The organism is Haloferula sp. BvORR071 (genome assembly GCF_000739615.1).
Classification (GTDB): Bacteria; Verrucomicrobiota; Verrucomicrobiia; order Verrucomicrobiales; family Akkermansiaceae; genus Haloferula.
In genome coordinates, this window is the sequence record NZ_BATP01000039.1 from 292,516 (window position 1) to 301,108 (window position 8,593).

The following is an 8,593-nucleotide window of genomic DNA, read 5'->3' on the forward strand; positions in this document are numbered from 1 at the left end:
AGCGATCGGCACAACCAATGGGTTCTCTAAGATTGGGGGCGCTCTCCCATCTCTCTCCAATTCAATGGCGGCAAATCGAACTCCGAAGCCGGAAAATCCATCGCAGATTCGAGAGTGTAGCACATATCGCCCGCCATGATCCGCCCGCTCTCGCCAAGGCATGACACCCAAAAGCGTTCATCATCGGCGATGCCCTCATGCGAGATCGAGATCACGAAGGCCGTGGTGGGCTCCAGGCCGCTATCGCCAGGATAGCCTCGCGGAAATCGCGGCTCGTCGATCTCGGCGTAGTATCGAACGGGATAGCCGTGGACAGATTGATGGATCATTTTCTCGCACTTGTCAGCCTCCTTCTGCATCGCGGTAGAACGCGATGATGTGCTTTGGATGGAAGGCAACGGCATCATCGTCCTTCAACAGCTGCGTATACTGGGGCGAACTATCGAGGCTCCCGATAGGCAGCCGTCGCCATAGTCGGTAACCTTAACCCACATGTGCTCGGTTCCAAATTCTCGGCCGTCGGGTAACCTCATCGCCTCAAGGTACTCGAAGACGAGCTTCACGGTGTCGCCGGGCTTGGCGGCGAATCTCTCCTCGTCTGAAGCGAGTGGAGCCGACAGCACTCGGGAGCTGCCCTGCTCGACGACCGCCAACTGGAAGCCGTCCTCTTCGAATGTTGCGTAGGGATAGTCGGGAGGTTTCATATTTCTTCGGTTGGCGACTCCGGCTCATCGACCATGCTTGGACGTATCTCTTTGTCGCCTGAGCCGTCCCAGCTGTAGATCTGAAACCGGTCAGCACGACGCCATAAGTCTCCGCTCCGAAACGCATCCGAGCCATCGGTGAAACCTCCTCCGAGCGTCCGATCTCCCGAATAGACGGCGTATGACCTGGAGCTGCCTCCAACAATCGCTGCGATGCCAAGAATCATGTCCTCAACCAATTCGGCCTCAGTGCGGCCCCGTCCATAATCCGCGATGTGGTAATGGCTGGCTGCAAAGCAAAGGGTCAGCTCTTCATTGTCGGTGAACGCTTCGATGGGACGATCTGAAAGCTCCGGATTGGCGATCGTGAATGCAAATCCTTCCTCCCTGACTTCTTCTGTCACGGTGCCGACGGTGGTGGGAAGCAATCCGCAAAAAGATCGGATCGCCTTACGCGCTTCTGTGTTCAACTTGTCTTGATCGATCGGCCTAGATTCAGGCGGACACGCCATGGCTTGGCTCTATCTTTTTGTTGGGCGCGCTCTTCCGGAATCGGACTTCACAGAGATCCGCGTCTCCTAGCCGAATCTCCTTCCGAGTGCCGTCGGGCCGATAGCCAATCCGGTGGTAAAATCGGATCGCACGCTGATTGTCCTGCAGCACCCAGAGCGTTGTGCTCCCGCGATCGGGAAGGGAATCTTCCATCCTGGTCATCAGCTCGCTCCCAACGCCGCAGGCCCAATGTTCCGGCGATACGTAGATGGCATACACCTCCGCATCGCTTCCCGCGTCTGCATCTCGGCTGGCGCCGCCAGAAGCCCAAGCGATGACTTGCCCATCCTTTTCGGCCACCAGGATAGTCGTCCGGCCATCCGTCAACCGCTCCTCCCAACTCTTGATGCGTTTCTCAACCGATAAGCTGGCCAGATAGTCGTCGGAAACGATCCCGGCATACGCGATCCGCCATGTGCCAACGTGGATTCGTGCGATGGCAGTTGCGTCTTGGAATGTTGCCTCACGGATCATTTGTCCGCCTAGTGCGACGGTTCAGTCTCTCTCTGCGGTGCCTCCTGGCTCCTCACCGCTTCTTCTTCCCTTTCTTCTTCTCCGGCTTGCGGCTCTTCGGCGGCCAGCTCTGCTCAAGCTTCTTCTTGCGCTCCTTGTTCTTCTTCACCCACCCCGCCCCATCCATATCCAATTTCACGCCTTCCACCGGCTTGGCTTCTCCAGCGATCCGGAAGTCGATGAACTTGCCTTGGAAGTCGATGCGCTGGACCTGCATCTGGATCTTCTGCCCGAGTTGGAACTGCAGGCCGCCGCGGCTGACGAAGCGCATCTGCGTTTGTTCGAAGCGCCACTCGCCGCCCCGCGGCAGGTCCTCGCGCTTGATCAAGCCGCGCGCCCCGATCTCCGTCGCCTCCACCAACAGACCCGACATGCGCACGTCGGTGACCACGCCTTCGAAAATAGGCGGCTCGGGCATCTTCGCGCACATGGCGAGATACTCTAGCATCTTGATCTGCTTGGTCTCGTTCTCCGCCTCGGCGGAGGCGCGCTCGGTGTCCGAGATGTGGCGTGCAAATTCAGCCAGGGTCGTCTGCCCGGGCAGTGAATCTTGCTTCTTCGGCGGGTTGGTCAGGAAGGCCTGCAAGCCCCGGTGCACCACGAGGTCCGCATAGCGGCGGATCGGGCTGGTGAAGTGGCAGTAGTCCCCCTTTGCCAGGCCATAGTGGCCCAAGGGATCGGCCGCATACGCCGCACGCTTCAGGCTCTTCAAGAGACCCAGCTTGATCAGGTGCTCATCCGGTCGGCCCTTCGCCGAATCTAGCAGCTTCTGGATGTGCGCACGGTTCGTCAGGTCGCCCGGCTGGTAGCCATGCGCACGCGCGGTCTCCGTGTACTCATGCAGCTTCCCGAAGTCCGGGTCCTCGTGCACGCGGTAGATGGTCGGCTTGTTCTTGATCTTGAGCAGCCGTGCCACCGCTTCGTTCGCGAGCAGCATGCACTCCTCGATCAATTGGTGGCTCGCCGTGTGCTCGACCTGGTGAACGGCGATGGCCCGGCCCTTGTCATCGAGCTTCACGCGGATTTCCGGCATCTCCAGATCCAGCGCGCCATCGGCAAAGCGCTTCTTGCGGAGAACGGCTGCCATCACCCAAGCCTCGCGCACCATCTCCTCCAAGCCGGCGATCGAGCCCTCGGGTGCGGGCTTGCCGTCGAGAATCGCCTGCGCCTGCTCGTAGGAAAGCTTGGCCTGGCTGTTGATCAGGGCATCGCAGAAGCGGGTCTTGCTGACCTTGCCCGTCGGCGAGATCTCGATGATCGCGCACTTGGTCAGGCGGTCGACGTCCGGCTTGAGCGAGCAGATGCCATTGCTCAGCTCCGGCGGCAGCATCGGCAGCACCCGGTCCACCAGATAGGTCGAGTTGCCGCGCTCCTCAGCCTCCTTGTCGAGGGCAGTCTTCGGCTTCACGTAGTGCGAGACGTCGGCGATGTGCACCGCGAGGGTCCAGCCCTTGCCGTGCTTCTCCACCCAGATCGCGTCGTCGTGGTCCTTCGCATCCGCGGGGTCGATCGTGATGACCAGGCGGTCGCGCCAGTCCTCGCGGCGGGCGACTTCCTGCGGATCGACCTGCTCGGGGACCTTGCGGACCTCGCGCAGCACCTCCTCCGGGAAGGAAGTCCGCAGGCCCTGGCGATGGATTACCGCGAGGATGTCCACGCCAGCATCGCCCGGCCAGCCGAGCACCTCGAGGATCCGGCCGCGGGGATTCTGCCCCTTGTCCCACTGCTCCAGTTCGAGCACGACCATCTGTCCCGGCTCTGCGGTGGTGTCCCCGTTCAGGTCGATCTGGCCGTCGAGCGCCGGGTCTTCCGTCTCCACCCAGCCGAATTTTGCTTTCTTGCGGTAGACCCCGACCAAGCGGCCGCTGCGTCGTTCGAGGATCTTCTCCACCTTGCCCCGGGCGTCCGGCTCCTCCTCGGTGGTGAAACGCTTGCCCTGCCGCCACTGGGCGGGGCGGGGGAGGTGGAAGGAGACCATCACCCGGTCGCCCTCCAGCGCCGAGCCGGTGTCGCGCCGCGGGATGTGCAGCCGCGAGTATTTCTTCAGGTCGATGCCCGTGGCCTCGTTGTCCGGGTTTCCGGCTTCCGGATAGAACCACGCGTGGCCGCGTGGCAGGAAGCGGATGGTTCCCCTCAAGTGGTTGCTGCCGCCGGAGTTGGGAAGCTCGTAACGGCCCTTCTTGCCCTCGGCGATCTTGCCCTCACGGACCAGCTCCGCCAGCTCTGATCGCAGCAGGGGCCGGTCGTGGGTGGTGAGCGAGAGATCCCGTGAAATCTCCGATTTATTCAGCGGCCGGTAATTCTTCCCCCCATCAGGCGGAGCAAAGCGCTCCGCAACTCTTCACAATCCATGGGCCTCAGCATGGACCAGATCGCGTCGCTTGGCAATGTACAGCCCCGAAAAGCGCTTGGCAGCGCGGGACCTTGGAGTAATTTGGCCTCAAGACCTTGGGGGAAACGCGGGATTGCCACCGGTGTGGCTTTCCGCTCAGATCCCCGAAATCCCCGACCACGCAGCCGAAAAACCATTTATGAAAACCCGTCCCGTATCCCGCCGCCGTGCAGGCGGTTTCACCCTCGTCGAGCTCCTCGTCGTGATCTCGATCATCGTGGTGCTGGCCGCCATGACCTTCGCCGGCATCCAGATCGCCGTGAACAAGCAGAAGGCTCTGCAGACGAAGACCAACGCCAGCGGCCTGCAGACGGCCATCGAAGGCTTCTACTCCACCTACAGCCGCCTGCCTGACTTCGGAGCACAGGGCGATGAGTCTCAGACCGAAGGCCAGTCCGGCCAAGAGCTCCTGACCATCCTGCTTGGCAAGGAAGAGGCCAACAACTCGATGCAGAACAAGAAGCAGATCCGCTTCCTGACGGTCGAGGAGACCAAGATCAAGAGCAAGGGCGGCCTGCTCTACGGACAAGGTGGCAGCGGTGCGAAGCCCGAAGGCCTCTACGATGCCTGGGGCCGCCCCTTCCGCATCATGCTTGATACCGACTACGACCAAGAGATCAACGATCCCCTCAAGCAGGGCAACGTGGTCCGCAACAAGGTCGTCATCGTCTACAGCTACGGCCCCGATGGTAAGACCGGCGGCAAGTTCGCCGCGGACGACGTGAAGACCTGGTAATCGACCGCAGGTTTCCGTTCCCGATTCATTCTCGCCCCGCCCCGGTTCGCCGCGGCGGGGTTTTCCTTTCCTCCAGGTGCGTCCGGGGAATGCGGAAGCTGGCTGAGGCGATCGTCCCACCTGGAAACGAAGCAGGGGCCCTGCCTTGGCAGGACCCCTGATCGGGTTTGGTTCTCGGGGGAGAAATTCTTTGTCTATCTTGTCTTTCTGGAACGTGCGGGGCGGCTCCCGCCAATACGATTTCGGGTGCCGCCCCGCGTTCCGACCTCCGGTCAGCGTCCACGGGGCGGACCCTGTGGACCTTGCTGGCCGGGACGACCACCGCCGCCTTGGCGTCGAGGGGCCTCCTCTTGCTCCTCTCCGTCTTGGCGTGGTGGTCTTGGTGGAAGTAGTTCGCGCGGCGTGACCTCGCCGTCCTGGTTGCGATCCAGCTTCGCCAGCGATTCCGCGGCTTTGTTGATCTCGTCGCTGGAAAGCTTGCCGTCGCGGTTGGTGTCGATCACGGCGACGAGAGGCGGCATCGGATGCTTCGGCCGCTGGTTGCCGCTTTGGCCGTCTTCGCCCTCTGGCGGCGGGCCAGGAGGCTGCGGACGATCATTGTCGTCGTAGGAATCATCTCGCGGGGGCTTGGGCTGACTGCCGCCTTCGGGACGGTTGTTGTTGTTAGGCCGACCTTTGGGGCGCGGCTTCTGCCCGTTTTGGCCGTCATTGGCGCCTTCCGGGGGCTTCGGGCGCATTTCCTCCATGGTCAGCTCGCCGTCGCCATCGGCGTCGAGTCCCTTGAGTGCGGTGGCGGCGGCGGCGATCTCCGCGGCGGAGATCTTGTGATCGCCATCGCTGTCGAGCGCTTGGAGAAGTGGCATCGGCGGATGCGGTGGCGGTCCTTGGGGACGGTCTTCTTGTGCGACGACGGCAAGGGTGCCGAGCAGGAGCGCCGCAAAGGTGGTGGTGGTCGTTTTCATAGTGGTTTCGGTTTCGCTATTCGCGGCGGAGGACCGAGGACCGTCATCCGTCGATGAAGGAACCACCCGATTGTTAAGGGCGTGTGTGGAGCGCAGAGAATTCGTGTAAAAGTTGCCGGAAGGCCCGGATTCACGCCGAAAAGGCCCGGTTCCCGCCCCCGGAATGCCCGGGTCTCACCCCCTGCCGGCCGCATTTGTTAAGCACGCGTAAATCCCATCGCTTCCCCCCGGGCACTTCGGGCATGCTGCGGATCGATGAGCCTCCCGTCCACCCGTCCGCTGTTAGTCGTCGACGACGACCGCAAGCTCTGCGGCCTGATCCGCGACTATCTGGCGCCCCACGGCTGGCAGGTGGACATGCGCCACAGCGGCCCGGAGGGGCTCGATGCCGCCCGCGCCGGCAAGTATGAGGCGGTGCTACTGGATGTGATGATGCCGGGGATGGATGGCTTCGAGGTGCTGCGGGAATTGCGCAAGTCCTCGACCATTCCGGTGCTCATGCTCACCGCGATGGGCGAAGAAGCGGACCGCATCGTGGGCCTGGAACTCGGCGCGGACGATTATCTGCCCAAGACCTTCTCAAGCCGGGAACTGCTGGCGCGGCTGCGCGCGGTAACCCGGCGCAGCGGTTTGGCAGAGCAGAATGGCAGCACGCCCGGCAAGGATTTGAGCTGTGGCGATCTGGTGCTGAATGAGGACACCCATGTGGTGACCCTCGGCGGCCAGGCGCTGGAGCTGACTGCCTTGGAGTTCGCCATCCTCGCGACGCTCCTGAAGGCGAAAGGCCGGGTGAAGACCCGCGAATCCCTGCTGGATGAGGTTTCAGATCGCCGTTTCGACGTCTTTGACCGCTCGATCGACGTGCATGTCTCGCAGCTCCGCCGCAAATTGGGCGATGATCCCAAGCAACCACGCTTCATCCGCACCATCCGCGGCGTGGGCTACAAGCTGGAGGACGGCAGTAGCGAATCATGAAGCAGCCGCGCGGTGCCCGCTTTCCCCTGATGGCGAAGATGCTGCTCTGGCTGCTCGTCCATCTGGCGGTGCTGGCTGCCGCCTTCTTCCTATTCGTGGCGTGGCAGCTCCGGCTCGGGCTTGATTCATTCCTGAGCGGTACTGCCGGCGAGCGCCTGCGTGACGTGGGCGAGGAGGTTGCTACCGACCTGCGCCAGGCCCCGCGGCGCGATTGGCAGGAGATTTTGCAGAAGCATCAGTCCAAGCTGGGGGTGGAGCTTTTCCTGCAACTGGGCCCGGGCGACTGGATCGGCAAACCGCCGACGAAGGTGCCGGGCAATGTGGACCAGCGGATCAAGGGTTTTCGTCGTCCCGAGCCGCGGCCTGGGCGGGGACCGAACAATCCGCCTCCTCCCGGTCGGGAGGGGCCGCCGGAAGACGGACGTCCGCCGCGCGGGATGGAAGATGATCTGGATTTGGGCCCGCGAGGTGATCAAGGGCCGCTCGGGGAGGCTCTGGCGCAAGGGGAGCCACTGCCTGAGGACGATTTTCCGCCACCTCCGCGCGGCCCTCGCGGTCGGCCCCGGCCGGTGGACCCCGAGCCGATGATGCCGGCATCGAATGACCTGCGTCCGCGTGCCAGGCCGGACTTCCTCGCCCGGGGGGCCGGTGGCGATGGGTACTGGGCGGGAATCGATGTGCCGCTCTTCCAGCCGCGGGCGCAGCAGCCGCTGCACGGCCTATTAGTGCTGCGGGCGGCGGATATTTCCGGCAATGGGCTATTCTTCAACCTCAAGCCTTGGCTGATCGGGGCGCTCGCGGTGCTCGGACTGAGTCTTCTACTGTGGGTGCCTTTCTTCTTTGGGATCACCCGCTACCTTTCCCGCCTGTCGAAGGCGACCGAGGCGATTGCGGACGGGAAATTCGAGGTGCGGGTACCGAGCCGCTCGGATGAATTGGGTGCCTTGGGCTCGTCCATCGAGGGCATGGCTTCGCGGCTGGATCGGCTGGTGAGGGGCCAGAAACGCTTTTTGGGCGATGTGGCGCATGAACTGTGCTCGCCGCTGGCGCGGATCCGCACCGGTCTGGGAGTGATGGAATTCGGCCTGGCTCCCGAGCAACAGGTGCGCTTGGAGTCGATTGAAGAGGATGTGGAGGAGCTGTCGCGCTTGGTTTCCGAGGTATTGGCTTTCACCAAGGCGAGTACGGCGCCGGGTGCGGTGAAACTGGAGAGCTTTGAACTCGGGCCGGTGGTCAATCTCGCCCTTTCGCGCGAATGTCCGGGGATCAAGGCGGAGGTAACGATTGAGCCTGGCTTGAGTGTGCGGGCTGACCGCAACCTCTTGGCGCGCGCCATAGCGAACGTGTGCCGCAATGCCCACCGCCATGCCGGTGAGGATTGCGCGTTGCAGGTGCTCGCGAGCAAGCAGGGTGGGGAAGTGGAGTTGCGCATCAGCGACAACGGTCCCGGTGTGGATGCAGGAGACCTACCGCGTCTGTTCGAGCCATTCTACCGGCCGGACGCGGCACGGACGCGTGAGGCGGGTGGTACAGGCTTGGGCTTGGCGATTGTACGCGCGGGGGTGGAAGCAAGTGGCGGTACGGTGCGAGCGGAAGCTGCGGAGCCGAAGGGCCTGGCGATTGTCTTCCGTCTGCCGCTGGCGGGAGAAGAGTGAAGTACTAGTATTGTAGTAGTTTGAGGCTGGCGACCTGGCTTTCGCGGCCTTTTGCGCTGAAGCTGGTGCGAGGTTGGCGTGGGGCTCTTTGGTTGAAGGGGCAT

Annotated in this window: 9 protein-coding genes; 3 read left to right on the top strand and 6 right to left on the bottom strand. The window is 62.9% G+C overall.

Features of this window, described 5'->3' with window-relative positions; translation table 11 throughout:
• Window positions 1-26: 26 nt before the first annotated feature.
• The 5 genes from BV071_RS21990 to rnr are packed head-to-tail and all read right to left on the bottom strand — an operon-like array spanning window position 27 to window position 4,059.
• The gene (locus tag BV071_RS21990; RefSeq protein WP_035611820.1) at window positions 27-359 is read right to left on the bottom strand and encodes a hypothetical protein; all 333 of its coding nucleotides are present in this window, start codon (window positions 357-359) and stop codon (window positions 27-29) included.
• Between the two features lie 54 nt (window positions 360-413).
• Complete coding sequence (locus BV071_RS21995; protein WP_035611822.1) at window positions 414-704, bottom strand: hypothetical protein; 291 nt, start codon at window positions 702-704, stop codon at window positions 414-416.
• The gene (locus BV071_RS22000) at window positions 701-1,174 is read right to left on the bottom strand and encodes a hypothetical protein (protein WP_265594739.1); all 474 of its coding nucleotides are present in this window, start codon (window positions 1,172-1,174) and stop codon (window positions 701-703) included. The genes BV071_RS21995 and BV071_RS22000 overlap by 4 nt, the downstream gene beginning before the upstream one ends.
• A 25-nt stretch (window positions 1,175-1,199) precedes the next feature.
• Window positions 1,200-1,730 carry a GNAT family N-acetyltransferase gene (locus BV071_RS22005; RefSeq protein ID WP_052573725.1) on the bottom strand — a complete coding sequence of 177 codons (531 nt, stop codon included), beginning with the start codon at window positions 1,728-1,730 and terminating at the stop codon, window positions 1,200-1,202.
• Between the two features lie 52 nt (window positions 1,731-1,782).
• Window positions 1,783-4,059: a ribonuclease R gene (rnr, locus tag BV071_RS22010; RefSeq protein WP_075090978.1), complete on the bottom strand. Its 2,277-nt coding sequence runs from the start codon at window positions 4,057-4,059 to the stop codon at window positions 1,783-1,785.
• 241 nt (window positions 4,060-4,300) lie between these two features.
• Here rnr and BV071_RS34890 point away from each other — a divergent pair, with 241 nt between their 5' ends.
• Complete coding sequence (locus tag BV071_RS34890; RefSeq protein ID WP_035611826.1) at window positions 4,301-4,897, top strand: type II secretion system protein; 597 nt, start codon at window positions 4,301-4,303, stop codon at window positions 4,895-4,897.
• 272 nt (window positions 4,898-5,169) lie between these two features.
• On the opposite strand, the gene BV071_RS33465 is transcribed toward BV071_RS34890, so the two are convergent.
• Window positions 5,170-5,859, bottom strand: coding sequence for a hypothetical protein (locus BV071_RS33465; protein WP_052573727.1), 690 nt, complete (start codon window positions 5,857-5,859; stop codon window positions 5,170-5,172).
• Window positions 5,860-6,114: 255 nt separating this feature from the next.
• On the opposite strand from BV071_RS33465, the gene BV071_RS22025 reads away from it, so the two are divergent.
• On the top strand, window positions 6,115-6,834 hold the full coding sequence (locus BV071_RS22025) for a response regulator transcription factor (RefSeq protein ID WP_035611828.1): 720 nt from the start codon (window positions 6,115-6,117) through the stop codon (window positions 6,832-6,834).
• Entirely contained in the window at window positions 6,831-8,489 is a 1,659-nt protein-coding gene (locus tag BV071_RS22030; RefSeq protein ID WP_035611830.1) for a HAMP domain-containing sensor histidine kinase, read from the top strand. Before BV071_RS22025 ends, BV071_RS22030 begins: the two co-directional genes overlap by 4 nt.
• Window positions 8,490-8,593: the final 104 nt, after the last annotated feature.

Coding starts and splice junctions, on each gene's coding strand:
- BV071_RS34890 (WP_035611826.1), top strand. CDS start 4,301: ATGAAAACCCGTCCCGTATCCCGCCGCCGTGCAGGCGGTTTCACCCTC.
- BV071_RS22005 (WP_052573725.1), bottom strand. CDS start 1,730: ATGATCCGTGAGGCAACATTCCAAGACGCAACTGCCATCGCACGAATC.
- BV071_RS33465 (WP_052573727.1), bottom strand. CDS start 5,859: ATGAAAACGACCACCACCACCTTTGCGGCGCTCCTGCTCGGCACCCTT.
- BV071_RS22030 (WP_035611830.1), top strand. CDS start 6,831: ATGAAGCAGCCGCGCGGTGCCCGCTTTCCCCTGATGGCGAAGATGCTG.
- BV071_RS21995 (WP_035611822.1), bottom strand. CDS start 704: ATGAAACCTCCCGACTATCCCTACGCAACATTCGAAGAGGACGGCTTC.
- BV071_RS22025 (WP_035611828.1), top strand. CDS start 6,115: ATGAGCCTCCCGTCCACCCGTCCGCTGTTAGTCGTCGACGACGACCGC.
- BV071_RS21990 (WP_035611820.1), bottom strand. CDS start 359: ATGCAGAAGGAGGCTGACAAGTGCGAGAAAATGATCCATCAATCTGTC.